This is a genomic window from Streptomyces sp. NPDC101166 (genome assembly GCF_044768125.1).
GTDB lineage: Bacteria > Actinomycetota > Actinomycetes > Streptomycetales > Streptomycetaceae > Streptomyces.
Map to the genome: position 1 here is coordinate 348,718 of NZ_JBIWPF010000004.1, position 24,614 is coordinate 373,331.

Genomic DNA, 24,614 nt, shown 5'->3' on the forward strand with positions numbered 1-24,614 from the left:
TCCGGGTCTCCCGCGAGCGAAGCCGATCGTGGGGGAGCCGCGCCAGGCGTCGCGCCGCAGGCGGGAAACCCTGAACAGGCCCTAGAGATCGTTGAAGGTCAGGACCGGCTTGATGGTCTTGCCCTCGGTCATGTCCCGCACCGCCCGGCCGATGTCCTCGAAGGCGTAGACGCCGATCAGACGGTGCAGCGGAAGCCGGCCCGTCTTGACCAGTTCGACGAGGGCCGGGATGAACGTCTGGGTCTCGCTGTCGCCGAGGGTGAGGCCGACGACCCGTTTGCCGCCGAGCAACCCGTTGACGTCGAGGGCGACTTCGGTGCCGAACGGCGGGGCGCCGACGACGACCAGGGTGCCTCGGGCGGCGAGCGTGTCCACGCCCCGGCGGAGCACGCCGACGTTGCCGGTCGTCTCGACGACGCCGTCCGCGCCCCGGCCGCCGGTGATCTGCGCGATCGACTCGCCGAGGTCGGCGGACCCTGCGTCCACGGTGTGGGTGGCGCCCAACTCCTCGGCGAGCCGCAGGCGTTCGGCCACCCGGTCGACGGCGACGACGGTGGTGGCCGGGGAGAGCGCCGCCGCCATGACCGCCGACAGGCCGACCGCGCCGGCGCCGAGGACGACGATCGTGTCGCCGGCGGCCGGCCGCAACACGTTCCAGACCGCGCCGACTCCGGTCTGGACTCCGCAGCCGAGCGGGGCGATCGACGTCAGCGGCACGTCCGGATCGACCTTGACGAGGCTGCGCTCGTCGGCCAACGCCCGCTCGGCGAAGGAGGACTGGCCGAAGAAGTGGCCGCCGAGGGGTTCGCCGTCCCGGCTGAGGGTGCTGCTGCCGTCCGCGCGGCGGCCGCCGAGGAGGTTCAGCGGCAGCCAGGTGGAGCAGTACGCCGGATGCCCGCCACGGCAGTCGCGGCAGTCTCCGCAGGAGGTGAAGGAGAGCACGACATGGTCGCCGGGGGCCACCCCGGTGACGGCCGCACCGACCGCCTCCACCACGCCGGCGCCCTCATGGCCGAGGACTCCGGGCAGCGGGAAGGGCAATCCGCCGCTCGCCACACCGAGGTCGGTGTGGCACAGGCCGGCGGCCACCAGACGGACCACCGCCTCGTGCGGTCCGGGGTCGTCGAGGACGACGTCGGAGAGGGTGAAGGGCGCGCCGCCGGACTCGACGACGGCGGCACGGGTGGTGAGGGGCATCGCGCGAACTCCTTTGATATGTCCTGCCGTTCGTGAGGTCAGCCCAGCGAGACGACGACGGACCTGACCTTGGTGTAGGAGGCGAGCGCCTCGGGCCCGTACTCGCGCCCGAAGCCGGAGTCCTTGACCCCGCCGAAGGGGACAGCGGGGTCGAGCATCGCCCAGTCGTTGACCCAGACGATGCCGGCCTCGAGCCGGTCGGCGACCCGGTGGGCGCGCGCGAGGTTGCTGGTCTGCACACCCGAAGCAAGGCCGTACGGCGTGGAGTTGGCGAGCGCGACGGCCTCGTCCTCGGTGTCGAAGGGCTGGACGGTGAGGACCGGTCCGAAGATCTCCTCCTGGACGACCCGGGAGTCGTTGGGCAGGTCGGCGATGACGGTCGGCTTGTAGTAGTAGCCGCCGTCGAGGTCGAGTCGCTCGCCGCCGCAGACGATGCGGCCGCCCTCCTCGCGGGCGAGGGCGACGTACTCCTCGACCTTGCGCAGGTGCCTCTCCCCCGCCATGGGGCCGACCACGGTCTCCGGCTTCCGCGGATCGCCCACGGGGACGCCGGGTACGGCCTCGGCGAGGATGCTCAGCAGGGTGTCGTGGACCGGGCGGGCGACGAGCAGACGCGGGCCGCCCATGCAGAACTGGCCGGTGTTGAAGACGAAGCCCTTGATGATCGCGCCGACGGCGTTCTCCAGGTCGGCGTCCTCGAACACGATGTGCGCGGCGTTGCCGCCGAGTTCCATCGTGACGGGCTTGAGAAACTCGCCGGCGACGGCGGCCGCGTGCCGGCCCACCGCGGTGGAGCCCGTGAAGGCGATCTTGTCGACGCCGGGGTGGCGCAGCAGGGCCTCGCCGGCGACCGGGCCGGCGCCGGTGACCACGTTGACCACTCCGTCGGGGACGCCGGCCCGCTGGAGCAGCCCGGCCATGTACAGGGCGCTGAGCGGGGTCTCGTCGGCGGGCTTGTGGACGACCGTGTTGCCGGCGGCGAGGGCGGGGGCGAGCTTGGATCCGGCCAGGATCAGCGGGAAGTTGAACGGGGTGATCGCGGCGACCACTCCGAGGGGGCCGCGCTTGGTGTACGCGTGCGCGTTGAGCGGTACGTCGCGGGTGGCGCCGTCCAGCGCGAAGGCGAGGGAGGCGTAGTACTCGTAGTCGTTCGCGGCGTTGGTGACGTCGACCGCATGGGCCAGGGTGACGGGCTTGCCGACGTCGAGGCTCTCCAGCCGGGCGAGCTCGTCGGCCTCGGCGCGGATCAGTTCCGCCACGCGGTGCAGCACACGCCCGCGCTCCCGGCCGCTGAGCCCGGACCAGTGCCCGGCGTCGAAGGCCTCGCGGGCCGCGCGCACGGCGGCGTCGACGTCGGCGGCGCCCGCCTCGGCGACGGTGGTCACGACGGCGCCGCGGGACGGGTCGACCACCTCGGTGCGCGCTCCGTCGGCGGCCTCGCGCCATCGTCCGCCGATGAAGAGCCGGCCGGGGTCGATCTCGAAGGTGGTCATCGCCGCTCCTCAGCATCGTCGCCAAGTTTTCAAGTAACAGGATTCCTGTTGATGCGCAGTCTCTTCACAGACAGGATTCCTGTCAATGCTCTAGGCTCCTCCTCATGGCCGGCACCCGGACGACCAAGACGCCCCCCTCCCTCCTCTACATGGTGAAGCAGGTGGAGCTCGTCGTGCGCTCCCACCTGGACGAGCTGGTCAGGCAGTCCGGGATCACGGCGTTGCAGTACACCGCGCTGACCGTGCTGGAGCGGCACGACGGGCTGTCGGCGGCGCAGCTGGCGAGGGACTCCTTCGTGACCGCCCAGTCCATCGCCGATCTGGTGCGCTCCCTGGAGAACCGGGGCCTGGTGCGCCGCGAGCGCAACCCTCACAACCGCCGGGAGCTGCTGATCCTGCTCACCGAGGAGGGCCGGGCGCTGCTCGCGCGGTACGAGGGGCCGGTGCGGGAGCTGGAGGAGCGGATGGTGCGCGACCTCACGGCGCACCAGGGCGAGCAGTTCCGGCTGGCGCTGTCCAAGGCGTGGCAGGCCCTGTCGTAGCGCGTCGTCCGCCGCGCGCCCGCGCACGCCCCCCTTTGCGACCACCTTCGCTCACTATGCGAAAAAACTCGCGCAGAGTCGGTTGCAATTCGAAGACATATGTCAATCGAACATGCTGGAATTCACTCCATCGGGGGTAACTTGCTGAGGCGGGGAACTGCTGTGCGCTCCCCCGTCGTTGGAGGCTCCCGACCGGTGGAGCGCGGTGTTGGAGGCGATGTCGTCGTGCAGCAGGAACCCACCGCGGACACCCCGCATCTGCGCGTCCGCGAGGACCGGGGGTACACGGTGCTGGAGTTCCGGGGAGAGATCGACCTCCTCGCCGCGACCGAGATCGTCCCGCACCTCGACGCCGCCACCGCGGCGCCCGCCCCCCGGGTCGTGATCGACCTGAGCCGGATCGAGTTCTTCGACTGTTCCGGACTGCGCCTGCTCTACCGCGCCCGCGGCCGGGTCGTGGACCACGGCGGGCATCTGCACCTCGTCTGCGCCCACCCGCTGACCCTGCGCGTCCTGCGGGCCACCGGCCTGTCCCGGCTGCTGCCCCCCGCGCCGACCCTGGACGCCGCCCTGGAACGGCCCGGGGCCGCCTCCGGTTCCTTATGACCCGACGGATCGATCCCTCAGAGCCCCGCACCACCCTGGACACACCCCCCGCCCGTCAGCTGCGAGGCCCCTCGAACAGGGCGCTGACCGACTCCCCGTTGTGAATGCGGCGCACGGCCTCCGCGAGCGCCGGCGCGATGGACAGGATCCGCAGCTTGTCGGTGTGCTCCTCGATCGGCACCGGCACGGTGTTCGTGCACACGATCTCCAGCACGTCGGACTGCTCGCTGAGCCGCTTGAGCGCCCCGGCCGCGAACAGGCCGTGCGTACACGCCACACGCACCGACCGCGCCCCCAGCTCCCTCAGCCGGTCCAGCAGTTCCAGCACGGTGCTGCCCTTGGCGATCTCGTCGTCCAGGACGATCACGTCCCGCCCCGCGACCTCCCCGATCACGGAACTGATGCTCACCCGGTCGTCCGGATAGCGCTGCTTGGCGCCGGCCGCCACCTGGGCGCCGATCATCCGGGCGAAGGCGGCGGCCTCCTTGGCGTTGCCCAGGTCGGGTGAGACGACGGTGGTGCGGGAGAGGTCGTGGCGGCGGAAGTGGGCGGCCAGCTCGCGGCGGGCGTGCAGATGGTCGACCGGCATCGAGAAGAAGCCGTGCACCTGCGGGGCGTGCAGCGTCATGGCGAGGACGCGGTGGACGCCGGCGGCGGCCATCAGATCGGCGACCAGCCGCCCGCCCAGCGAGATACGGGGCGCGTCCTTCTTGTCGGAGCGGGCGTAGGAGTAGTGCGGCATCACCACGGTGATCCGGCCGGCGGACGCGCCACGGGCCGCGTCGCACATCAGCAGCAGCTCCACCAGATGCTCCTGCACGGGCCTGACCAGGGGCTGGACCAGGAAGACGTCCCGCTCCCGGCAGTTTGCCTGGAGCTGGACCTCCAGGCAGTCGTTGGCGAACCGGCTCACCCGCGTGGGGCTCAGGGGGACGCCGAGATGGGCGCAGACCTCGGCGGCCAGCTCGGGGTGGGCGCTGCCGCTGAACACGGAGATGTCTCGCACGATCGGCTCCTCGCATGACCTTGGGGGTCCTTAGAGCTCCGATCTCACATGCTGACGGATCTTCCGCGCCCCGTCATCCTCACCGGCCCGTGAGGCGGGACACCTCACGGCCGGGCCCTCCGCGGACGCCCTCGGCGGCCCTCGCGCCCGCCGCACGCCTCCCGCCTTCGTCACAGCTCCTCAACAAGGCGGTCTGACACGGGGATTGGCGGGAATCCGGTGAGCAGGAAGGAGGAGCGTCGACATGACGACTTCCATCAAGCGCATGCCCAGGCGCATGCCCGGCTGGGCGAAGGCGCTCACGGCCGTCGTGGTCGTGCTCGCCGTGATGTTCGCCGGGATCCGGCTGAGCCTGCTGCCCGGGCTGCGGGACTTCTTCGGCACCGAGACCCGGGACCGCACGGGCCCCGCCCTGCTCCAGTCCATCCAGGACATGAGCCGCTACGAGGCCGCCTCGGGGAACTTCCAGGTCGTGGTGGACCTGGAGAAGGACGCGAAGTTCCTGCCCGACGCGGTCCGCGGCACCCGCACCCTGTACGTCGGGGCGGGCACCGTGGACGCCTACGTCGACCTGGGCCAGGTCGGCGACAAGGACGTGACGGTCGACGAGGACCGCACGTCGGCCACGCTCCGGCTGCCGCACGCGCGGCTGGGCACCCCGGCCCTCGATCCCGACCGCTCCTACGCGGTGTCCAAGCAGCGCGGTCTCCTCGACCGCCTGGGCGACCTGTTCTCGGACAACCCCAACGGCGAGCAGGCCGTGCAGAAACTGGCGGTCAAGCACATCGGCGACGCGGCGAAGGACAGCGGGCTGACCGCGCGCGCCGAGGCCAACACCACCGACATGCTCCAGGGCCTGCTGCGCTCCCTCGGTTTCAAGGAGGTGCGCGTCGCCTACGGCGCCTGACCCTACGACGCTTCCCCGGTCCCGTTCACGACCCGTCGGCGGCGTGGACGGGACCGGCGGCATCCTCGGATCGTTCGCGGGTAACCGCGTTATCACGCAGCGAAGTTGAAGACTGGAGGACTGCATGGCACGGGCAGCTCTACCTCCGCGGACCGCCGCCGAGCGCGCGCGGAGCATGTTCCGCCTGGGCACCGCGAGGTCCGCGAAACCGGCGACCGCAGCGCCTGAGGCGCACCCGGAGCCGCCGGAACGGACGGAGCGGACGACCGGGCGGCGCGCCGGGCCCGAGCGCCGGCCGCTGCCGCTCCCCCTGCGGGCCCTGGCCATGCTGGCCGCCTTCGCGTTCATGGTGGCCTTCGCGGTCGTGCTCGCCCGCCTCACCCTGGAGCCCTCCCCCGCCTCCGAGGCGCTCATCCACACCAACATGAAGCCGGGGCGCTCCCTGCGCGCCTACCTGGACCAGCCGGAGCTGCGCGACGCGGTGAAGCAGATCGGCGGGAACCTGCTGCTGGGCGTGCCGTTCGGCGTGCTGGTGCCGGTGGTCGCGCCGCAGACGCGCGGGGTGCTGCGCGTCCTGCTGCTGACGGCGGCGGTGATGCTGCTCGTGGAGTGCGCGCAGGGCGCGCTGGTGACCGGACGCGCCTTCGACATCGACGACGTCATCCTCAACACGACCGGCGCCCTGATCGGCTACCTGCTCATCGGGCGGCGGATGAGCCGGGCCGTGCACGCGCGCGTACGGCGCGCCTGACGCCGGGGGTCAGCGCGGCGACCAGGTGTAGCGGTCGCCGCCGACCCACCGCACCACGTCCGGGTCGTCCAGGTCGTGGACCGTGACGCCGAACGCGGCGGCTGTCTGCAGGACGTCGGTGACGGTCCTCGCCTCACCGACCACCTCGCCGTCGATTTCCACGATGCGGAACGGCGACCTGCCCGGCTGCACTCCGAGCACCGTCACCCGCGGGTGGGAGATGTAAGGGCTCGCACTTTCGGTCATGACATCGAGGGTAGAGCGACCCCGCCCGGTGTGAGGTGTTGGATCACGCTCCGGCCGGGCTTCTCCCCGCGCCCCGGACCCTCGCCCGGGCCTCGCCCCCCGGTCCGGCGAGGGCCCCCGGCGTCGCGGCTCAAGGGCGGCGCCATGCGTCGCTCTCCAGATGGGATCCCGCCTGCGGCCCCATCCGCAGCATGCCGCCGTCCACGCTCCACGAGGCGCCGGTGACGTAGGAGGCGTCGGGTCCGGCCAGGAAGGCGATGACGGCGGCGACCTCGCGCGCGTCGCCGGGGCGGCCCAGCGGGACGCCGGGGCGGTCGACGGTGTGCACGTCGGCGTCCTTCTGCCCGGTCATCGGCGTGGCGATCTCGCCGGGCGCGACGGCGTTGACGGTGATGCCGAACTCGGCCAGTTCCAGCGCCATCACCTGGGTGAGCAGTCCGAGCCCGCCCTTGGCGGCGCAGTAGGGGGCCGCGCCGACCCGGGGCTGGTGCTCGTGGACGGAGGTGACGTTGACGATCCGGCCGCCGTCGCCCTGCCGGATCATGTGCCGCGCCGCCTTCTGCCCGCACAGGAACGGCCCGACCAGGTCGACGTCCAGCACCCGGCGGACGTCGTCGAGTTCGAGGTCGAGGAACGGGGTCATGGTGCCCGTGCCGGCGTTGTTGACGAGCACGTCGACCCGGCCGAGCCGGTCGCAGAGTTCGTCGACGACGCCGGCCGCGGCCGGCAGCCGGGTCAGGTCCATCTGGGCGACCACCGCCCGCCTGCCGTGCGCCCGCACCTCCTCCGCGGTCTCCTCCGCGCCCTCGATGTCGGTGTGCCAGGTGATGCCGACGTCCGTCCCGCCCTCGGCGAGGCGTACGGCGGTGGCCCGGCCGATGCCGGAGTCGGCGCCGGTGACCAGGGCCACCCTGGGGCGCGGTGCGGTCGGAGCGGTCATCGGCGGCCTCCTCGGGATCGCGCGCTGACGTCGCGGCTGGGGAGGCCGCAGTACCCGGGCGCGCACGGGACAAACCGCCGGGGCCCGCGGTGCGGGCCGGGCCGAGTCGCGCAAGTCTGGGGACTGCCGGGGAAGCCGGGAGCGAGGAGGTGGCGATGGATCCCGTCGATGCTCTGGAGCGGATCGCTTTCCTGCTGGAGCGGTCCCTCGCGCCGACGTACCGTGTGCGGGCCTTCCGCGGCGCGGCCCGCGCGCTGCGGCGGCTGCCCGCCGGGGAGGTCGAGCGGCGCGCGGCCGCGGGGACGCTGGAGCAGCTCAAGGGCGTCGGCCCGAAGACCGCGCAGGTGGTGCGCGAGGCGCTCGACGGGCGGACGCCGGCCTATCTGGAGCGGCTGGAGGGCGAGGTCGGCGCACCGCTCACGGACGGCGGCGCACGGCTGCGGGCGCTGGTGCGCGGCGACTGCCATCTGCACTCCGACTGGTCCGACGGCGGCAGCCCGATCGAGGAGATGGGCCGGGCGGCGGCCGCGCTGGGGCACGAGTGGGCGGTGCTGACCGACCACTCGCCGCGTCTGACGGTGGCGCGCGGGCTGTCGCCGGAGCGGCTGCGCCGCCAGCTGGACGCGGTGGAGGAGCTGAACGCGACCTGGGCGCCGTTCCGGCTGCTGACCGGCATCGAGTGCGACATCCTCGACGACGGCTCGCTCGACCAGGAACCGGAGCTGCTGGAGCGACTCGACGTGGTCGTGGTGTCCGTGCACTCCAAGCTGCGCATGGAGTCCCGGGCGATGACCCGGCGCATGGTGAACGCGGTCCGTGATCCGCACGCGGACGTGCTGGGTCACTGCACCGGGCGGCTGGTGACGGGGCGCGGCCGGCCGGAGTCGCAGTTCGACGCGGACGAGGTGTTCGCGGCGTGCGCCGAGTCGAACACGGCCGTGGAGATCAACAGCCGCCCCGAGCGCCTCGACCCGCCCCGCCGCCTGCTGCGTCGCGCCGTCGCGTCGGGCGCGCTCCTGTCCATCGACACCGACGCCCACGCCCCCGGCCAGCTGGACTGGCAGATCCTCGGCTGCGCGCGGGCCGAGGAGTGCGAGGTCCCCCCGGAGCGCGTGGTGACGACCTGGCCGCTGGACGCCCTGCTGGCCTGGACGCGGGACGGCCGCCCGCCGCCGGGATCGGCCGACGCCTGAGTCACCGGGACGGCGGACGTCCGAGCCGCAGCGGGCGGTCCGCCGCGAACCGGCACCGACCAGGCACGGAACAGTCACAGTGTGGGCTTGACGCAGGGAGCCCTGGGTACCCGGGCCGACGGCTCCGCCGGAGCCCGCCCGGAGAAAGGACCACGAATGGAACGCGCCGCCGTCTTCGACGTCGACGGCACCCTCGTCGACACCAATCACCTGCACGTCGTCACCTGGTGGGAGGCCTTCCGCCAGGCCGGGCACCGGGTGCCCATGCACGCCGTGCACCGGGCCATCGGGCTCGGGTCCTCCGACCTCGTGGCCCATCTGCTCGGCGACGACCGGGACGAAGGCGAGGCCGACGAGCTGAGCGCCGCCCACAAGGCCCTGTACGCGCAGTACTTCGACCGGCTGCCCGAGCTGAAGGACGCGGGTGCGCTGCTGAAGCGGCTGCACGGCGACGGCTGGGCGGTGGTCCTCGCCACCTCGGCGAGCGGCGCGGAGCTGTCGGCGCTGCGCCGTGCCATCGACGCCGACGAGGCGATCGCCGCCACGGCGAGCGCGGACGACGTCGAGGAGGGCAAGCCCGCCCCGGAGCCCGTCGAGCACGCGCTGGAGCTGGTCGGGGTCTCCCCCGAGCGGGCGGTGCTCGTCGGCGACACGGTGTGGGACATGCGGGCGGGCAGCAAGGCCGGCGTGACGTGCGTGGGCGTGCTGTGCGGGGGCATTCCGCGCGCGGATCTGGAGGAGGCCGGCGCGCAGACGGTGTACGCCGACCCCGAGCACCTGCTGGCCTCTCTGGCGGACAGTCCGCTGGCATGAGCGTCCGGGTCACGACACACGGGACGGACGTACCCGTGACACGTTGGGGAGAGTCCGTACGCCGCGAGGTCGACGGCGTACGCAGGGCGGTCGGGGCGGCCTGGGGCGGGCCGGGACGCGAACGCGACCTGATCGTGCAGGCCCTCAAGGCGGCGCTGGCCGCGGTGATCGCCTGGCTGGTGGCGGGCGACTGGCTGGGCGACCCGATGGCGCTGATGGCGCCCTGGGTGGCCATCGTGCTGGTGCAGGCCACCGTGTACGGCTCGCTGCGCCAGGCCGCCCAGCAGCTGGCGGCGATCTGCGCGGGAACGCTGCTCGCCTCGGGGGCGCAGGCGCTGACCGACGACACGCTGGGCGCGCTCGCGCTGTCGGTGCCGTTGCTGATGCTGCTGTCGCACTGGCCGCGCTTCGGCGATCAGGGCATCTACGCGGCGACGACGGCGGTGTTCACCGTGGCTTCCGGCGCGGTGTCGGTGTCGGCGGTGGGCCATCGGGTGGAGCAGGCGGCCATCGGTGCGCTGATCGGGGTCGCGGTGAACGCCTTCGTGCTGCCGCCGGTGCACCTGCGGGACGTGCGCGAGAACCTGGCGTGCCTGCCGCGGGAGGCGGGCGAGGTGCTGCGCTCGGTGTCGGAGGGGCTGCGCGACGGCGACTGGGACGAGTCGACGGCCGCCGGCTGGTCCAGTGCGGCCTCCCGGCTGGAGCGGCGCCGGGACGGGCTGCGGGCGGCGCGCGGCTGGTGCCGGGAGAGCCTGCGGCTGACCGGCGGTCCGCTGCGGGTGCTGCACCGGGTGCCGCTGAACGTGCCGCCGGAGGCGGAGGACGCCCGCTGGGAACGGGTCACGGACCATGTCACCGCCCTCACCCGCACCCTGGTCGTCGCGGTCGACGACGACCGGGCGCCGGCCCCGCCCGAGGCGGCGGCGCTGCGGGTGTACTCCCGGCTGCTGGAGCTGATCGGCGACGCGTGCGAGAACGAGGCGCGACGGCTGCTGGGCGAGGGTCCCCCGGATCGCGGGAGCGACGACGCGCAGGACCGCGACGCGGAGATGGCGGAGCTGCGCGAGCGTCTGCAGGAGGCGCTGCGCGACCACGCCGGGCAGGGCGCGGCGCACACGGCCGTGCTGGGGTCGCTGCTGCTCCAGGCGGAGAACCTGTGGGCGGAGGTGCTGCCGGGGGCCCGCAAGGAACATCTGGGCGAGTGACGCGGATCACCGCGAACAGGGACGACTCGGGGAACACCGGCCCTCGGTCCCCCGTTGAACAGACCGTGGGTGCGGACGGGACAGTGTCCCCGGGCCTCACCATTCGCCCACAGGGACGATCGTTCGGCTGAAGCCCTGTGGAGCCTTTCGCCGAGAGGCGACCGCCGTCCGCACCCACCTTCGAACCGCCCCGACCGTGATTCCCCCGTCCCGGTCGGGGCTCTCGCATGTCCGGCCGGTCTCTTGGCCCCTCGCGGCGTGGGTACTCGGGTCGCTCCAGCCGGCCGGGCGCTCCGGTCGGGCGGCGCGGGCGAGAGGAGACGACGGTGAGCGACGGGTCTGGCATGAAGGTCGTCGTCACGGGCGCGACCGGCAACGTCGGCACGAGCGTGGTGCGGCACCTGGCACAGGATCCGCAGGTCGCGTCGGTGGTGGGGGTGGCCCGGCGCGTTCCCGGCCAGGCGCCCGCGAAGACGCGGTGGGCCACGGTCGACCTCGGCTCCGGCGAGGCCGACGCCGCCGCCCTGGCCGAGGTGTTCGAGGGCGCGGACGCGGTGGTGCATCTGGCCTGGGCCTTCCAGCCGACGCACGATCCGGCGCTGACGTGGCGGACGAACGTCCTGGGCAGCATGCGGGTCTTCGAGGCGGTGGCGGCGGCCGGGGTGCCCGTCCTGGTGCACGCGTCGTCGGTGGGCGCGTACTCGCCCGGCCCCAAGGACCGCGCCGTGGACGAGTCCTGGCCGACCCATGGCTGGCCGGACGCCGCGTACTGCCGTGAGAAGGCCTATCTGGAACGGGCTCTGGACACCTTCGAGCGCGACCGCCCGGAGGTGCGGGTGGTGCGGATGCGGCCGGCGTTCCTCCTGAAGCGGGAGTCGGCCAGCGAGCAGCGCCGCATCTTCGGCGGGCGCTTCCTGCCGGGGCCGATCGCGCGTCCCGAGTTGCTGCCGTTCCTGCCCGACGTGCCGGGCTTGCGCGTCCAGGCCCTGCACACGGACGACGCGGCCGAGGCGTACCGGCTCGCGGTGCTCACCGAGGTGCGCGGCGCATTCAATCTGGCGGCCGATCCGCCGGTCGACGCGGAACTCCTCGGCCAGATGTTCGACGCCCGTACGGTGCGGCTGCCCCGTACGGCGGCCCGCTCGGCCATCGCCGCAGCGTGGAACCTGCACCTGCTGCCCGCCTCCCCGCACCTGTTCGACGCGGTCCTGCGTCTCCCGCTGATGGACTGCACCCGGGCCCGTGTGGAGCTCGGCTGGCGTCCGCAGCACACGGCGACGGAGGTGCTGGAGGAGTTCGTCCTCGGTATGCGCGCCGGCGCGGGCGAACCGACGGAGCCCCTGCGGGGGCGGAAGGTGGGGTGACGACGACGGACCGCCGCCCGCCTCCTCGGAGGTGGGCGGCGGTCCGTCGGCCAGTCCCTCGCCGAACGCGTCGCTCAGTCGGCCGGTTCCTCCGGAACGGGGTGTTCCGGGTGGACCGTGGCCGGTTCCGGAGCGCCCTGGGGGCCGGTGCCCGCTTCGTCCGTGTCGGGGACGTCGGCGGGCTCCTCCTCCGAGGCGCCGCCGCTGTCCCCTGTCCCGTCCGAGCGGCCGGGTGCGACGTCCCAGGGGTCCTCGCCGGCCGTGGCCTGCTGGTCGGGCAGGTCGCGCGGCACGGGTGCGCCGTTCTCGCCGGGTCCTTCGAGGCGGTGGTCGGCCACTGCGTCCTCCTCACGTGTAGATCCCTCCGCGAGTACCTCCGCCCCGGCCGGCGAAACCCTCAGCGCGCGCTCTCGATCTCCCGCAGGGCCGCGAGGAGCTGGGGGGCCACGGTCTCCTGGGTCCACCGGACGCGGCCCTCGTCGACCTCCCGGGGCACGGTTTCCGTGAGCATGATCAGGTAGAGGTACGCGCGGTACAGGGCGAGCCGCAGACACGCGGGCCGGTCGAACACGGCGCGGCCGCCCGCCTCCCGGTAGCCCGCGAGGAACGCCTCGTCCTCGCGGATGTCGCCCAGCAGCGCGAGGGAGACGAACTCGGCGAGCGGGTCGCCCCAGAACATGCGCTCGCCGTCGATCAGGCCCCCTATGCGCGGCTCCCCCGCCGAGCGGTCCACCAGGATGTTCCCGGACCACAGGTCGAAGTGGACCGCACGGGGTGAGACGACCTCGTCCAGCGCGTCGTACGCGGTCCGCAGCACGTCGGCGATCTCGTCGGCGGGGCGGGGCAGCCGGGCCCGGTGGTCGCGGGCGTCGGCGAGGATGGCGTCGAGCATCGCGGTGAACGCCGTGCGCCAGTCCGGGGCGAGCGGCCCGAGGGCCTGGGAGGGGTATCCGAAGCCGGGTCCGCAGATCTCGTGCAGGCGGGCCACCTGACGGCCCAACTCGGTGCGCAGGTCCCTTCGCCCGGCCGCCGTGAGGTCGTCGCCCCAGGGGGCGCCGGGGCAGGCCGTCATCAGCAGGTGCGGCCCGTCGAGCGTCACCACGCGCGGCGCCGCCACACCGGCCTGGGCCGCGGCGCGGTAGAACTCCGCCTCGGAGATCAGCAGTTCGCGCTCGTAGCGCAGGCCCGGCGCGGTGGGCGCGACCTTGAGGACGTACCGCGTACCGTCCGTGAGGCGGAGTTCCTCGACGGTGTTGTAGGTGCCGCCGTCGAGCGGGCGGAGGCGGGCGAGGCGGCCGGGCGGGATGCCTGCCGCCTGAAGGCTGCGCAGGGCCCGTTCCCAGGAATCCGTCACTCGCGCCCACCCCTTCCGCGCGTCAGCCGGCGGCGTACACGTCCTCGACGTACCGGCCGTTGGCGATCAGCTCGTTCAGCCACGCCTCGGCCGCCGTGTCGTCGGCACCGGGCGTGCGGTCCCGGAACAGGGTACGGAACGCGTCGCGCACGCCGGGCGCCATCCGGCTCCCGTCGCCGCACACGTACACCCGCGCCCCGGCGGTGAGGAGCCGCCACACCTCGTCGCCCTCGGCGGCGATGCGGTGCTGGACGAACAGCGCTCCGTTCTCCGGGGCGGCGCTGAACGCGGGGCGCAGGGAGAGAGCCCCGGCCGTCTCGGCGGCGCGCAGCTCCTCGGCGTGCAGGAAGTCGGCGTCGGGGGCGTCGCAGCCGAAGTAGCAGAGCGCCGGGGCGAGTCGGACGCCGGACACGAGGGCGGCGACGCGGTCGGCGACGGCTCCGCGGAAGGGCGCGAGGCCGGTGCCGGCCGCCACCATGATCACGGGCGGGGCCGTCGGGTCGAAGGCGTCGAGACGGAACGCCTCCCGGCAGGGCTGGACGCGTGCGTACACGGTGTCGCCGGCCGAGAGTCCGGCGAGGTGGCCCGAACCGGTGCCCCGGTAGACGCCGTTGCCGGACCGGGCGGGACCCTCCAGCAGGGAGACCATGAGGTCGGCGTGACGGGGGTCGACGGCGGGCGAGGAGGAGACGGAGTAGTGGCGGGGGCGCAGCGGCGTCAACAGCTCCAGCAGGCCTGCCCAGTCGAGGGCGCCGCGCAGCGCCGGGTGCTCCTCCACCAGTTCGACGAGGGTGCGCGGGTCGTCCTCGGCGAGGGCGGCGAGGGCCGCGCGCTCCGGCGGGCAGGGGTTGGCCTCGGCGAGGGCCGCGCGCTGGGTGGGGTTCGGACGCTCCTGCAACTCGACGTGGTGTGTCAGCAGTTGACGTACCGTCAACGGCCGGTCCACGGCGAGGCCGTCGCGGCGCGGGCGGGTGGCGCGGATGTCCAGGACCGTGTCGAGGTCGACGCCGAACGCGGCGGCGGCCCGCTCCACGAGCGCCGGGGCGTTGGCGGGGAGCACGGTGAGGTGGTCGGCGGTCCGGTAGGAGGTCCCCTCGGGCAGGGCGATGCGCAGGAATCGCTTGCGTCGCGGGTAGCCGGGCGCGGTCAGGTCGTGGGCCTCGGTGACCGTCATCGGGACGAGGCCGTGGCGTGCGGCGAGCGCGTCGAGCGGGCCGCCGGTGAGGGCGCGGACCTCGTAGGAGGCGGTGGGCTCCTCGCCGCCCGGGGCGGTGGCGGCGGCTTCCGGGTCGCCGTACCGCTCCAGCAGGGCGGTGCGCAGCCGGGCGGTGAACTCGCGTACGGCGCCGGGGAGATCGCCCGAGGCGTCGGCGGCGGCGCGGTCGGTGAGGCGGCTGGCGCCGAGTGCGGTGAGGCGCTCGTCGACGTGGGTCGGGACGTGCTGGTAGGTGGCGGCCCAGTTGCGGTCGCCGACGCCGAGGACGGCGTAGCTGACGTCGGACAGGTCGTGGGTCTCCTCCAGCCAGGCGGCGAAGGCGGTGGCGTCGTCGGTGGGGCGGCCGTTGTAGGAGGCGGCGGTGATGACGACGGGCCGGTCGGTGGGCAGGCCGCCGGCGAACTCGTCCAGTGCGGCGACCTGGGTCTCGCAGCCGATCCCGGCCGCTTCGTCGGCGAGTTGGGCGGCGAACTCGCGGCAGGTGCCGTAGTTGCTGCCGTGCAGGAACAGGGCGGCGGTGCCGGGGCGCACCCGTGCCGGGAGCGTGCCGGTGTCGGTCGTGCGGTCGGCCTCGGCGTGTGCCGTGCCCGGCAGTTCGGGGTGGACCCGGTCGGCGGGGGTGCGCGGGGTGAGGGTGAGGGTGAAGCCCTCGGGCTTGAGGGTGAGGGTCTCCTTCACCGTGAGCCGGTAGTCGGCGTGGTCGTTCGGCCGGTAGCGATGGACCAGCATGGCCAGCAGCATGGTCGCCTCGTGCAGCGCGAACTGCCGTCCGATACAGGCGCGTTCACCGGTGCCGAACGGCTTGAACGCGTGCACGGGCCGGGCCGCCTCGGCCTCGGGCGTGAACCTCGACGGGTCGAACAGCTCGGGGTTGTCGCCCCAGACGGGCTGCCGGTGCAGCATCGGCGCGAGGACGAGGACGGACTGCCCGGCGTTGAGCGGGACGCGCCCGCCGAGCACGGTGTCCTCGAGAGGCTGCCGGCTGAAGACGGCGGCCGTCGGCCACAGCCGCAGCGCCTCGTTGAGGACCTGCCGGGTGTAGGCCAGCCGTCCGACCTCGTCGTAGGTCGGCTCGGGGTCGGCGGTGTCGCCCCACAGGGCGTCGACCTCGCGCTGCACGAGCCGCAGCGCGGTGGGGTGCTTGGCAAGGTAGTACAGGGCGAAGGACATCGCGCCGGAGGTGGTCTCGTGGCCGGCGATGAGGAAGGTGATGACCTGGTTGCGGATGTTGACGGGGTCCAGGGTGGCGCCGTCGGCCGGGTGGCGGGCGGTGAGCATCAGCCCGAGCAGATCGTCGCTGTCCTCGGCGCCGGCCTGCGGGCCGGCGCCGGTGCGGGCGGCGATGACGTCGTCGACGACCTGGGCGAGATAGGCGGAGTCGTCGCGGAAGGCGGCGTCGGCGGCCGTGTAGTCCCGGCCCGGGACGCGGGCGAGGCGGGTCATGCTCCACTCCAGGCAGCGGACCATCGACTCGACGAAGGGGTGCGGTTCGTCCCGCTCGAAGGACCCGAAGTCGTAGCCGAATCCGGCCAGCCCGATGGTGTCGAGGGTCATCCGGGTCATGTCGTCGGGCACGTCGACCGGCTGCCCGGAGCGGGCGGCGCCGTCCCAGGCGTCGATGAGCCTGCGGGCGACCTTCAGCATCACCGGGTGGTACGTGCGCATCGAGCCGAGCGCGAACGCCGGCATCAGGATGTCGTGCGCCTTCGACCAGTTGGGCTCGTCGTTGTAGGCGGTGAACAGGCCGTCGGAGGCGAACTCGCGGACGTTCTCCAGGGCGGGCCCGACGGCCTTGGCGAAGCGCTGCTCGTCGGAGAGCTCGGCGACCAGGTCGAGGTCGGAGACGAACAGGGTGTCCCGCCCGTGCAGCCTGCGCACCAGCACCGAGCCGTGCTCCCGCATGAGGTCCATGACCTGCTGGACGGGGGTGAGGCCGGGGCCGGTGGCCGAGATGTCGACGACGGGGACGCCCGCGGGGGCGTCGACGGCGTGCGGGTGCAGCGCGGTGGGGGGCATGGCGCGACAACTGCCTTTCACTGTACGGACGTACCGCACAACAGCGTGATCCACTTCCCCGCGGCCCCCGCACCCCGCCACTACACGATCGTGCAGTGAAAACCCCGCCCGAGGCCTTGCGAAACCGTCACGCCGGCGGTTATTAGGCTGGGCCGATGACCACCGCCGCACATGTGCTGTCGATCGCCTTGGACGAGACGTCCGACCCACCGCTGCGACCGCTGCCCGCGGATGTCGCCGGGCTGCTCGGCGACGTGGGCGCACCACCGCGGCTCGTCGCCCACCTGAGAGCCGTGCACGACGTCGCCGCGGTGCTGGTCGACTGGGCGGGCGACCGCTGCCCGGGGCTGCCCCTGGACCGGGAGGCGGTGCTGTTCGGCGCAGCCACGCACGACGTGGGCAAGGTCGTACACCCGGCCGAGCTGTCCGGCCCGGGCGCACTGCACGAGCCGGCCGGCCGGGAACTGCTCCTGAGTCGCGGTGTCCACCCCGAACTGGCCCGCTTCGCCGCCTGCCACGCCGCCTGGGCCGCGGGCGCCGCCGTCGAAGACCTGCTGGTGAGCCTGGCCGACAAGGTGTGGAAGAACAAGCGCGTGCCGGAGCTGGAGGACCTGGTCGTCGCGGAGCTGTCACGCGTGAGCGGGCGTCCGGCCTGGGAGGAGTTCATGGCGCTGGATGAGTTCCTGACCGAGGTCGGCGAGGGCGCGGACCGCAGACTGGCCTGGCAGGCGGGTCACGCTGTGCACGGCTGAGGGCCAGGGTGGGGCGGCGGAGTGAGCGGGACGCGTACGGGTCCGCACGGCCGGCTCGGCGGTGCGGACGGGAACGGCGGGTGCGGCGTCGAGGGGACACGGAGTGAACGGGATGCAGGGGGTCGACGGAGTTCGCGGCGCGGACATAGCTCGCGGGACGGGATGCACGGGTGAGCGGGACGCACGGGACGGGTCAGGGTGGGCGGGAGGCCGTTGTCTGGCGTAATCGGGCGCTGACCTTGTTCGACCGGGTCGCGGTGCCGGTCGCGGTGTGTGATGTGTACGGTGCTGTGCTGCTCGCCAATCCGGCGATGGCGGCGGAGTGCGGCACGTCGCCGGGGCGGCTTCGGGGGCGGGACGTGCTCGACCTGTTCCGCCCCGAGGAGGCGACGCAGGTGGACCGCATCGCCGAGGCCCTGCGCCTGCGGCACCGGTCGCGCTACCAGGTGTCGGTGCGCTGGCCCGGCCCCGACGGCGTGGAACGCCACGGTGAGCTGACGGCGGACCCGGTGAGCGACACCGTCGACGCGACGCCGGCCCTTCTGGTCATGCTGCGCGTCCTCGGCGACCGCGAGCCCCCGCCCGAGCCCTCCGCCTCCCCCGCCACCCCGACGGAGGCCCGCATCCTGGCCCTGCTCGCCGGCGGCGCGACGACCGCCCGAGCCGCCCGGGACACCGGGCTCACCCCGGACGGCGTGACGTACCACCTGCGCCGCCTGTCCACCCGCTGGAACGCGGCGAACCGGACCGAACTGGTCGCCCGCGCCTATGCGTTGGGCGTACTGACCCCGGGCGTCTGGCCCCCGGCCGCAGCCAAGGGGACGACGGAGCCGACGTAGGAAGCACCGCCCCCCTCCCCCGTCGGCAGCCGCGCCCGCCGGCGCCCCCGGCCTGGCGATCGCGCGGGTATGGGGGTTATGTAAATTCACTGGTTCTCTAATCTCTAGCCTACATATGCTTCACGAAAACCTAGCCTTCCTAGGCTAGGGCGGTATCGATCGCCGGTTCCGGCGTCCAGGAGGCTCCCCCATGAAGTCGCTCAGCGAGCGTGACATCCGCGGGTCGTTCGTCAACTGTTCCAAGGGGGAGGCCAAGCGGCTGGCCGTGCCGCGGGATCTCGGCGAGCGGCCGTGGGAGGACCTGGACTTCCTGGGGTGGCGCGATCCCGGCGCTCCCGACCGGAGTTATCTGGTCACCGAGCGGCGCGGGCGGCTCGTCGGCCTCACGCTGCGCTTCCCGGCCGCCCAGCGCGGCTTCCTGCACCGCAGCATGTGTTCGCTGTGCCTGACCACCCACCCCGGCGGCGGCGTCTCGCTGATGACCGCGCGCAAAGCCGGCGCCGCGGGCCGTGAGGGCAACTCGGTGGGCCTGTACATGTGCACCGACCTGGCCTGCTCCCTCTACGTGCGGGGCAAGCGCATCCCGGACGGCGGCCGCCGGTTCGAGGAGAGCCTCACGCTGGAGGAGCAGATCGCGCGCACGACCGCGAACCTCTCCGCCTTCCTCGACAAGCTGGACGTCTGACGTCCGGCCCGCGCGGCCGGATCCTTTCGGCGCCCGCCCCCATCAGGTCGCCGAAGAGACGTTCGAGGTACGTGAGGAACGGGAACTGGCCAAAGGATGGAAGAAGTACGTGAGCGCACCGCGCCGCTCGCACGGTTCGTCAAGCGCCATCGGGAACCCGTGGTCGTCAGGGCCCTGCGGTCCGCCGCCGCGGCGACGATCGCCTACGTCATCGCACTCCGGCTCAGCCCTGAGCCGGCCCCCCTCACCGCGCCGCTCACGGCGCTGCTCGTCGTCCAGGTCACCCTGTTCGCGACGCTCACCAACGGGGTGCGGCGCGTCAACGCCGTGGTGGCGGGCGTGCTGGTGGCCATCGCCTTCAGCCTGCTGGTCGGGCTGACCTGGTGGAGCCTCGCGCTGGTGATCGTGGCCTCGCTGGCCGTCGGGCATCTGGTGCGGGTCGAGGAGTACGTCCAGGAGGTGGCGATCAGCGCCATGCTGGTGCTGGGCGTGACCACCATCGGGAACACCGCGTGGGCGCGGGTGCTGGAGACGCTGATCGGCGCCGTCGTCGGCCTCGCGATCAACCTCCTGCTGCCGCCTCCGGTGTGGGTGGAGGAGGCCGGCCAGTCGATCGAAGGACTGGCGCGCGGCGTACGACAGTTGATGCTGCGCGTGGGAGAGCAGGCCGCCGGCCGTACGCCCGCCGAGGAGGCCGCCGCCCGGCTGCACGAGGCGCGCCGGCTCGACCACGACATCGTCGAGGTGGACGCAGCCCTGCGGCAGGCCGAGGACAGTCTGCGGCTGAACCCCCGGGTGCGGGAGGGCGTGCTGCACCGGGTGGTGCTGCGCACGGGCCTGGACACGCTGGAGATCTGCACGGTCGTGCTGCGGGTGCTGGCCCGCACCCTCACCGACCTGGCCAAGGAACGCGAGCCCGACCCCTTCACCGCGCCCGACGCGGAGCCGGAGCCGCTCTTCCCGCCCGAGACGGGCGCCGCCCTGGAGCGGCTGCTGGCGGAGATCGCCGACGCCGTGGTCAGCTTCGCCGTGCTGGTCACCACCCAGGTCAGCGCGAACGCGGACGCCGCCGAGGCCCGTCTGACGGCCGAGCTGCGGCAGGCCGCCGCCACCCGCGACAAGCTCGCCCAGCTCCTCCTCGAGCAGCTCCAGCAGGACGCCCGGCAGTGGCAGCTGCACGGCGCGGTGCTGACCGAGGTGAACCGCATCCTCGACGAGCTCGACACCGAGCACCGCTCCCGCCGGCTGCTGGAGGAACTCGACCGCGCCACCCGCGAGCAGCGCGGCCGCATGCCGTGGCTGTACCGGGCCCAGGACCGGCTGCACCGCGTGCTGCGCGTCCCCGACCGCCTGCGGCGGACCCGGACGAACGCGGCACAGCGCCCCGAATGACCGGCGCCCTCCCGGACGGCGTACCGCGCCCGTGGTGAGCCGTTCGCGTCACCCGTCGCCGTCCGTGCGCTGCCACTGAAGGGCGCGCGGGCACGCGGCGGCGGCCTGGCCGAGCAGGGCGTGCAGGCGCTCGGTGAGCTGGCCCAGGTCGTCGGCGGGCGCGTGGAAGGGCAGTCGTACGTCGCCGTGGGCGCGGGTCCGCTCGATGCGCAGCGTCAGTCCGTGCCGGTCGACGGCGAGCGGCTGGACGCGGACGACGCCGTGCAGGCTGTCGCTGCCGACGAGCCGGGTGAGCCGTTCGACGGCGTCCGGGTGCGCGTCCGCGAGATGCGTGAGCAGGTGGGACTCGGCGGTGGCGAGCGGGTCGGGCGCGGCCGCGGCGAACTCGTCGAGGTCGACGACGACCGCCCCCGAGGACTGCTTCAGTACGACGCGGGTGGCGTGGAAGGCGAGCCGGTCGCCGTCGGGAGCGAACCAGCCGGCCAGCCAGAGCCGGGCGCGGATCCGGCTGCGGACGGGAACGGGTGCGACGTCGGCGAACTCCAGCACGGCGGACGGCTCGCCGCGCGGCGCGCAGATCGCCGCCGTGAGCAGGGCGCTGTCCTCGGGCGGCCGCAGCAGGACCCGTCCGTCCTCGTCGACGGTGTGCGCGCCGACGAACTCCTCGCGTCCGCCGTCCGCGGTCACCGTGCAGGACCACGAGGCGGCGAGCACCGACCGGACCCGCTCGGCCGTGGCGGGCGCCGCGGCCCAGCTGTGGCTGTCACCCATCCCGAACCTCCTTAGGTAAGGCTTGCCTAAGCTATCGGAGATCCGGGCGTACGCCAACCAGGGGGGCCTCGGGGCCTCCTCGGAGCCCTGCGACGCCCACCCCGCAACCGTCCCTCATCTCAGTCCGCGATGACCCCGAGCAGCGCCCGCGCGCACAGCTCCCGCACCTGCTCACGCGAGGGCGACGGCGACGGCGACGGCCCCTGTGACTCCCCGCGCAGCCACTCCAGGCACACCGCCGTGATGAAGGCGAGCCAGCCCCGCACCGCCAGCCGCACGTCCGGCCGCTCCCCGAAGAGCGGCCCGAACTCGGGATCGGCGGCGAGCGCCGTCAGGATCTGCTCCTCCTGCGCGGCCAGGGCGCGCCGGTAGACGCGGCGCACCGCCAGGTCGCCCGCCGCGTCCGCGCGATGGAAGGCGCGGTAGCCGTGGGCGTGGGCGCGGACGTACTCCAGGTAGGCGTCGAGGCCGGCGGCCAGCTGCTCGCGGACGGGGACGCCGGGCACCGCCGCCGTCAGACGCAGCATGCGCTCGCTCTCCCGCTCGACGACCGCCGCGAAGAAGTCCCGCTTGGTCGGGAAGTAGTGGTAGAGCAGGCCCCGCGAGACCCCGGCGATCTCGGCCACCTGCTCGATCCACACCTCGTCGTAGGGGCTCTCCGAGAACAGGCGCGCGCCGACCGACAGGAGCTGTTCCCTGCGCTCCTCGGTGCTGAGCCGACGCCGTGCGCGCTGCCCCTGGTTGGCGGCCATGTCCGCACTTTACTTGACGCCGGTTCAGCGGCGGGACGACACTGAGCGCGCTATTGAACTCACGTACAACACGCTCGACCTGCCGCTGGATCAAGGGAGATCGCGTCATGGCGGAGACGACAGCAGGGGTGACCGGCGGGGCCGGGCCGACCGGGGGCGGGCCGGCCGGGGCCGGGCCGGCCGGGGCCGGGCCGGCCGGGGGCGCTCCGCCGACGGGGTTCCGCGGCGCCGAACTGGGGTGGCCCGAGCTGGACCGCCTCCCGCATCCGCCCTACCGGCTCCCGCTGCTCGGTGACGTGATCGGCGCGAGCCTGCGCACACCGCTGCAGGACTCGATGCGGCACGCCCGCCGGCTCGGGCCGGTCTTCCGGCGCCGTGCCTTCGGCCGGGAGTTCGTGTTCGTGTGGGGCGCACGCTATGCCGCCGACATGGCGGACGAGAAGCGGTTCGCCAAGCATGTGGGGCTGGGCGTCGCCAACCTGCGGCCGCTGGCGGGCGACGCGCTGTTCACGGCGTACAACCACGAGCCCAACTGGCAGTTGGCGCACGACGTGCTCGCCCCGGGGTTCAGCCGGGAGGCCATGGCGGCCTACCACCCCATGATGCTGGACGTGGCGGAACGGCTCACCGGCCACTGGGACCGCGCACTCGACGCGGGCCGACTCGTCGACGTGCCGGGCGACATGACCAAGCTGACCCTGGAGACGATCGCCCGCACCGGCTTCGGGCACGACTTCGGCTCCTTCGAACGCTCCCGCCCGCATCCGTTCGTGACGGCGATGGTGGGCGCGCTCAGTTACGCCCAGCGGCTCAACACCGTGCCCTCTCCCAGGCTGTTGAGAGGGGCCACGCGCCGCAACGAGGCGGACATCGCCTATCTCGACCGCACCGTCGACGACTTGGTGCGGGCCCGCCGCGACAGCGGTCCCGGCGGCGGTGACCTGCTGGACCGGATGCTGCAGACCGCGCACCCCGAGACCGGCGAACACCTCTCCACGCGCAACGTGCGTCGGCAGGTCGTCACCTTCCTCGTCGCCGGCCATGAGACCACCTCCGGCGCGCTCTCCTTCGCCCTGTACTACCTCGCCCGCCACCCCGACGTCGCCGCCCGCGCCCGCGCCGAGGTGGACCGGGTGTGGGGCGACGCCCCGGTGCCCGGCTACGACCAGGTCGCCAAACTCCGTTACGTCCGCCGGGTGTTGGACGAGTCGCTGCGGCTGTGGCCCACGGCGCCCGCGTTCGCGCGGGAGGCCCGCGAGGACACCGTGCTCGCCGGGGAGCATCCGATGCGGCGCGGCGGCTGGGCGCTGGTGCTGACGCCGATGCTGCACCGCGACCCCGAGGTCTGGGGCGAGGACGCCGAACGGTTCGACCCGGACCGCTTCGACGCCGGGGCGGTCCGCGCGCGTGCCCCGCACACCTACAAGCCGTTCGGGACCGGGGCCCGGGCCTGCATCGGACGGCAGTTCGCGCTGCACGAGGCCACGCTCGTGCTGGGGCTGCTGCTGCGCCGCTACGAGCTGCTGCCCGACCCGGACTACCGGCTGCGGGTCACCGAGCGGCTGACGCTGATGCCGGAGGGACTGCGGCTGCGGCTGGATCGGCGGTCCGCGCCCCGGCCCGTCGTGTCAGGGCCGCCCGGTCCAGTGGGCGGGCCGGGCGAGTGACCCCGGCAGCCTGGTGCCGGCGCTCCCCCGGGCCGCGTCGACCTGCGGCTGGGTCAGGAAGAGCGCGTCGGTCAGATCGGCGTCCGTCAGGTCGGTGTCCCGCAGGTCGGCGCCTATGAGGTCCGCGCCGCGCAGGTCGGCGGAGGTGAGATCGGCGGCTATCAGACAGGCGCCGCGCAGGTTCGCCCCGCGCAGGTCGGCGCCCTTGAGGCGGGCGCCCATCAGATCGGCGCCCCGGCGTTCCCGCCCGGCCCGCCCGGGTATGCCGGCACGCGCCAGCTCGCTGGTCCTCAGCAGCAGCACGTTGACGTCCTGCCGGTGTGCGGGGACGTCGAGGACGGCCAGTTCCTCGGGCGACAGCCGGGTGAGGTCGTCGATCGTCGTCAGCAGGGCGCGCAGTTCGCCGTGCACGGGGCGGGCCGCCGGGTGGGCGAGCGCCTCGGTCAGGTACCACAGCAGCTCGTGGAGCTGCCGGACCACGGGGAACGTCTCGGTCATACGGCGGATCTGCTCGCGCCCGCCCGTGCGCCAGTCCCGGCCGCCGAAGGTGACCTGGGAGACCTTCTGCCCCGCGCCGAAGCAGTCGTAGACCGTGCAGCCGGTGAAACCCTTCTGCCGCAGGCGGTCGTGGATCCCGCAGCGGTGGTCCTCGGCGAGGTTGGGGCAGGGCTTGCCGGCGTCCTTGTCGAGCGCGAAGTCCGAGGAGCGGGCGAACGGCAGGGCTACGCAGCACAGGCCGAAGCAGTTGGCGCAGTCGCCGCGGAGGTGTGCGCCGGGCGCCGTGTCTTCTCGCATTCGCCCGACTCTATAAGAGGCGGTTCCGGCAGCGCCGCCCGCGCCGGTGCTGCCGCCCCCCGCGCGACGCCATGCCCTCGCCGGCGCGCGCCGAAGCGCCGTCGTCCGCCGA

24 protein-coding genes are annotated in these 24,614 nt (G+C 73.6%); 13 read left to right on the top strand and 11 right to left on the bottom strand.

All coding sequences use genetic code 11. The features are described from left to right. Positions 1-81: 81 nt before the first annotated feature. Positions 82-1,197, bottom strand: coding sequence for an NAD(P)-dependent alcohol dehydrogenase (locus tag ACIRS4_RS10420; RefSeq protein ID WP_404192829.1), 1,116 nt, complete (start codon positions 1,195-1,197; stop codon positions 82-84). A gap of 38 nt (positions 1,198-1,235) precedes the next feature. Then, entirely contained in the window at positions 1,236-2,690 is a 1,455-nt protein-coding gene (locus ACIRS4_RS10425) for an aldehyde dehydrogenase family protein (RefSeq protein ID WP_404192832.1), read from the bottom strand. Between the two features lie 104 nt (positions 2,691-2,794). Between ACIRS4_RS10425 and ACIRS4_RS10430 the strand changes: the two genes are divergently transcribed. After that, positions 2,795-3,232 (top strand): MarR family winged helix-turn-helix transcriptional regulator, encoded by a 438-nt coding sequence (locus ACIRS4_RS10430; RefSeq protein ID WP_404192835.1) that lies wholly within the window; start codon positions 2,795-2,797, stop codon positions 3,230-3,232. 225 nt (positions 3,233-3,457) lie between these two features. Continuing rightward, complete coding sequence (locus ACIRS4_RS10435) at positions 3,458-3,838, top strand: anti-sigma factor antagonist (protein WP_404192838.1); 381 nt, start codon at positions 3,458-3,460, stop codon at positions 3,836-3,838. Between the two features lie 55 nt (positions 3,839-3,893). Here ACIRS4_RS10435 and ACIRS4_RS10440 read toward each other — a convergent pair whose 3' ends face one another. Continuing rightward, on the bottom strand, positions 3,894-4,844 hold the full coding sequence (locus ACIRS4_RS10440; RefSeq protein WP_404192841.1) for a ribose-phosphate diphosphokinase: 951 nt from the start codon (positions 4,842-4,844) through the stop codon (positions 3,894-3,896). Between the two features lie 244 nt (positions 4,845-5,088). Between ACIRS4_RS10440 and ACIRS4_RS10445 the strand changes: the two genes are divergently transcribed. Next, on the top strand, positions 5,089-5,751 hold the full coding sequence (locus tag ACIRS4_RS10445) for a DUF4230 domain-containing protein (RefSeq protein WP_404192844.1): 663 nt from the start codon (positions 5,089-5,091) through the stop codon (positions 5,749-5,751). 124 nt (positions 5,752-5,875) lie between these two features. After that, complete coding sequence (locus tag ACIRS4_RS10450; RefSeq protein WP_404192846.1) at positions 5,876-6,502, top strand: VanZ family protein; 627 nt, start codon at positions 5,876-5,878, stop codon at positions 6,500-6,502. Positions 6,503-6,511: 9 nt separating this feature from the next. Here ACIRS4_RS10450 and ACIRS4_RS10455 read toward each other — a convergent pair whose 3' ends face one another. Then, positions 6,512-6,748 (bottom strand): hypothetical protein, encoded by a 237-nt coding sequence (locus ACIRS4_RS10455; RefSeq protein ID WP_403809764.1) that lies wholly within the window; start codon positions 6,746-6,748, stop codon positions 6,512-6,514. 130 nt (positions 6,749-6,878) lie between these two features. After that, complete coding sequence (locus tag ACIRS4_RS10460) at positions 6,879-7,688, bottom strand: SDR family oxidoreductase (protein ID WP_404192849.1); 810 nt, start codon at positions 7,686-7,688, stop codon at positions 6,879-6,881. Between the two features lie 155 nt (positions 7,689-7,843). On the opposite strand from ACIRS4_RS10460, the gene ACIRS4_RS10465 reads away from it, so the two are divergent. The 4 genes from ACIRS4_RS10465 (at position 7,844) to ACIRS4_RS10480 (ending at position 12,263) form a co-directional block, all read left to right on the top strand. Beyond that, positions 7,844-8,881 (top strand): PHP domain-containing protein, encoded by a 1,038-nt coding sequence (locus tag ACIRS4_RS10465; RefSeq protein ID WP_404192851.1) that lies wholly within the window; start codon positions 7,844-7,846, stop codon positions 8,879-8,881. Positions 8,882-9,037: 156 nt separating this feature from the next. After that, positions 9,038-9,694, top strand: coding sequence for an HAD family hydrolase (locus ACIRS4_RS10470; RefSeq protein ID WP_404192854.1), 657 nt, complete (start codon positions 9,038-9,040; stop codon positions 9,692-9,694). Between the two features lie 35 nt (positions 9,695-9,729). Further along, a complete protein-coding gene (locus ACIRS4_RS10475) occupies positions 9,730-10,899 on the top strand; it encodes an aromatic acid exporter family protein (RefSeq protein ID WP_404192857.1) in 1,170 nt (389 codons plus the stop codon). Positions 10,900-11,243: 344 nt separating this feature from the next. Further along, entirely contained in the window at positions 11,244-12,263 is a 1,020-nt protein-coding gene (locus ACIRS4_RS10480) for an SDR family oxidoreductase (RefSeq protein ID WP_404193110.1), read from the top strand. 74 nt (positions 12,264-12,337) lie between these two features. Here the strand turns inward: ACIRS4_RS10480 and ACIRS4_RS10485 are convergent, their stop codons facing one another. The 3 genes from ACIRS4_RS10485 to ACIRS4_RS10495 are packed head-to-tail and all read right to left on the bottom strand — an operon-like array spanning position 12,338 to position 16,849. Then, complete coding sequence (locus ACIRS4_RS10485; RefSeq protein WP_404192859.1) at positions 12,338-12,601, bottom strand: hypothetical protein; 264 nt, start codon at positions 12,599-12,601, stop codon at positions 12,338-12,340. Between the two features lie 59 nt (positions 12,602-12,660). Continuing rightward, a complete protein-coding gene (locus tag ACIRS4_RS10490; protein ID WP_404192862.1) occupies positions 12,661-13,617 on the bottom strand; it encodes a phosphotransferase family protein in 957 nt (318 codons plus the stop codon). Between the two features lie 22 nt (positions 13,618-13,639). After that, positions 13,640-16,849, bottom strand: coding sequence for a bifunctional cytochrome P450/NADPH--P450 reductase (locus ACIRS4_RS10495; RefSeq protein WP_404192864.1), 3,210 nt, complete (start codon positions 16,847-16,849; stop codon positions 13,640-13,642). Positions 16,850-17,004: 155 nt separating this feature from the next. Here ACIRS4_RS10495 and ACIRS4_RS10500 point away from each other — a divergent pair, with 155 nt between their 5' ends. The 4 genes from ACIRS4_RS10500 to ACIRS4_RS10515 all read left to right on the top strand — a co-directional run bounded on the left by ACIRS4_RS10500 (position 17,005) and on the right by ACIRS4_RS10515 (position 20,517). Further along, on the top strand, positions 17,005-17,601 hold the full coding sequence (locus ACIRS4_RS10500; RefSeq protein ID WP_404192866.1) for an HD domain-containing protein: 597 nt from the start codon (positions 17,005-17,007) through the stop codon (positions 17,599-17,601). A gap of 170 nt (positions 17,602-17,771) precedes the next feature. Continuing rightward, entirely contained in the window at positions 17,772-18,440 is a 669-nt protein-coding gene (locus ACIRS4_RS10505; RefSeq protein ID WP_404192869.1) for a PAS domain S-box protein, read from the top strand. A 190-nt stretch (positions 18,441-18,630) separates the two neighbouring features. Beyond that, positions 18,631-19,125, top strand: coding sequence for an FBP domain-containing protein (locus ACIRS4_RS10510; RefSeq protein WP_404192872.1), 495 nt, complete (start codon positions 18,631-18,633; stop codon positions 19,123-19,125). Between the two features lie 96 nt (positions 19,126-19,221). Then, entirely contained in the window at positions 19,222-20,517 is a 1,296-nt protein-coding gene (locus tag ACIRS4_RS10515) for an aromatic acid exporter family protein (RefSeq protein WP_404192875.1), read from the top strand. Between the two features lie 48 nt (positions 20,518-20,565). Here the strand turns inward: ACIRS4_RS10515 and ACIRS4_RS10520 are convergent, their stop codons facing one another. Further along, entirely contained in the window at positions 20,566-21,288 is a 723-nt protein-coding gene (locus ACIRS4_RS10520) for a DUF2470 domain-containing protein (RefSeq protein WP_404192878.1), read from the bottom strand. A 119-nt stretch (positions 21,289-21,407) separates the two neighbouring features. Next, on the bottom strand, positions 21,408-22,040 hold the full coding sequence (locus ACIRS4_RS10525; RefSeq protein WP_404192881.1) for a TetR/AcrR family transcriptional regulator: 633 nt from the start codon (positions 22,038-22,040) through the stop codon (positions 21,408-21,410). 107 nt (positions 22,041-22,147) lie between these two features. Between ACIRS4_RS10525 and ACIRS4_RS10530 the strand changes: the two genes are divergently transcribed. Then, positions 22,148-23,707 carry a cytochrome P450 gene (locus ACIRS4_RS10530; protein ID WP_404192883.1) on the top strand — a complete coding sequence of 520 codons (1,560 nt, stop codon included), beginning with the start codon at positions 22,148-22,150 and terminating at the stop codon, positions 23,705-23,707. Here ACIRS4_RS10530 and ACIRS4_RS10535 read toward each other — a convergent pair. Then, entirely contained in the window at positions 23,669-24,502 is an 834-nt protein-coding gene (locus tag ACIRS4_RS10535; protein WP_404192885.1) for a pentapeptide repeat-containing protein, read from the bottom strand. The two genes, ACIRS4_RS10530 and ACIRS4_RS10535, sit on opposite strands and share 39 nt — an antisense overlap. Positions 24,503-24,614 lie beyond the last annotated feature (112 nt).

What these genes read in the sequence shown, in the direction of transcription:
- ACIRS4_RS10420 (WP_404192829.1), bottom strand. Translation starts at nt 1,197, where the DNA reads ATGCCCCTCACCACCCGTGCCGCCGTCGTCGAGTCCGGCGGCGCGCCC.
- ACIRS4_RS10425 (WP_404192832.1), bottom strand. Translation starts at nt 2,690, where the DNA reads ATGACCACCTTCGAGATCGACCCCGGCCGGCTCTTCATCGGCGGACGA.
- ACIRS4_RS10430 (WP_404192835.1), top strand. Translation starts at nt 2,795, where the DNA reads ATGGCCGGCACCCGGACGACCAAGACGCCCCCCTCCCTCCTCTACATG.
- ACIRS4_RS10445 (WP_404192844.1), top strand. Translation starts at nt 5,089, where the DNA reads ATGACGACTTCCATCAAGCGCATGCCCAGGCGCATGCCCGGCTGGGCG.
- ACIRS4_RS10450 (WP_404192846.1), top strand. Translation starts at nt 5,876, where the DNA reads ATGGCACGGGCAGCTCTACCTCCGCGGACCGCCGCCGAGCGCGCGCGG.
- ACIRS4_RS10455 (WP_403809764.1), bottom strand. Translation starts at nt 6,748, where the DNA reads ATGACCGAAAGTGCGAGCCCTTACATCTCCCACCCGCGGGTGACGGTG.
- ACIRS4_RS10460 (WP_404192849.1), bottom strand. Translation starts at nt 7,688, where the DNA reads ATGACCGCTCCGACCGCACCGCGCCCCAGGGTGGCCCTGGTCACCGGC.
- ACIRS4_RS10465 (WP_404192851.1), top strand. Translation starts at nt 7,844, where the DNA reads ATGGATCCCGTCGATGCTCTGGAGCGGATCGCTTTCCTGCTGGAGCGG.
- ACIRS4_RS10470 (WP_404192854.1), top strand. Translation starts at nt 9,038, where the DNA reads ATGGAACGCGCCGCCGTCTTCGACGTCGACGGCACCCTCGTCGACACC.
- ACIRS4_RS10480 (WP_404193110.1), top strand. Translation starts at nt 11,244, where the DNA reads ATGAAGGTCGTCGTCACGGGCGCGACCGGCAACGTCGGCACGAGCGTG.
- ACIRS4_RS10495 (WP_404192864.1), bottom strand. Translation starts at nt 16,849, where the DNA reads ATGCCCCCCACCGCGCTGCACCCGCACGCCGTCGACGCCCCCGCGGGC.
- ACIRS4_RS10500 (WP_404192866.1), top strand. Translation starts at nt 17,005, where the DNA reads ATGACCACCGCCGCACATGTGCTGTCGATCGCCTTGGACGAGACGTCC.
- ACIRS4_RS10510 (WP_404192872.1), top strand. Translation starts at nt 18,631, where the DNA reads ATGAAGTCGCTCAGCGAGCGTGACATCCGCGGGTCGTTCGTCAACTGT.
- ACIRS4_RS10515 (WP_404192875.1), top strand. Translation starts at nt 19,222, where the DNA reads ATGGAAGAAGTACGTGAGCGCACCGCGCCGCTCGCACGGTTCGTCAAG.
- ACIRS4_RS10520 (WP_404192878.1), bottom strand. Translation starts at nt 21,288, where the DNA reads ATGGGTGACAGCCACAGCTGGGCCGCGGCGCCCGCCACGGCCGAGCGG.
- ACIRS4_RS10525 (WP_404192881.1), bottom strand. Translation starts at nt 22,040, where the DNA reads ATGGCCGCCAACCAGGGGCAGCGCGCACGGCGTCGGCTCAGCACCGAG.
- ACIRS4_RS10530 (WP_404192883.1), top strand. Translation starts at nt 22,148, where the DNA reads ATGGCGGAGACGACAGCAGGGGTGACCGGCGGGGCCGGGCCGACCGGG.
- ACIRS4_RS10535 (WP_404192885.1), bottom strand. Translation starts at nt 24,502, where the DNA reads ATGCGAGAAGACACGGCGCCCGGCGCACACCTCCGCGGCGACTGCGCC.